Here is a 289-nt window from a genome sequence, read left to right as displayed (position 1 = left end):
TTCGCCAGTATTCCAAGCCTAGTCGCCACAATGAAAGCACTCGCTTTTCTTTGATGCTGTTGCTTTGGTAGCGTCGCTCCAAGCCGCGTTCTCGTGCCTGCAGCCCCGTTAAAAACAGAAGGTAGTTGGCCAAAGCAGCAATCAACAACAACACCTCAATGCGCTTTGGACAGTGGCTTCGATGCAGATTCAGGCCTAATCCCAAGTGCTCACTTTTTACATCTCGAAAGCCTTCTTCGATCTGCATACGGCGCTTATAGATCGCCACTATTTTTGCTGGATTCCATTC

Annotated in this window: 1 protein-coding gene; it reads right to left on the bottom strand. The window is 48.8% G+C overall.

Going from position 1 to position 289, the window contains the following annotated elements:
- A partial coding sequence (locus BFP89_RS26855) for a transposase (protein ID WP_141689011.1) occupies positions 1–289 on the bottom strand: 289 nt, incomplete at both ends.

It is taken from the genome of Pseudomonas sp. 31 R 17 (assembly GCF_900004915.1).
Taxonomy (GTDB): Bacteria; Pseudomonadota; Gammaproteobacteria; order Pseudomonadales; family Pseudomonadaceae; genus Aquipseudomonas; species Aquipseudomonas orientalis_A.
The sequence above is the reverse complement of the archived record's forward strand: the minus strand, read 5'-3'. Positions and strand labels throughout refer to the sequence as shown.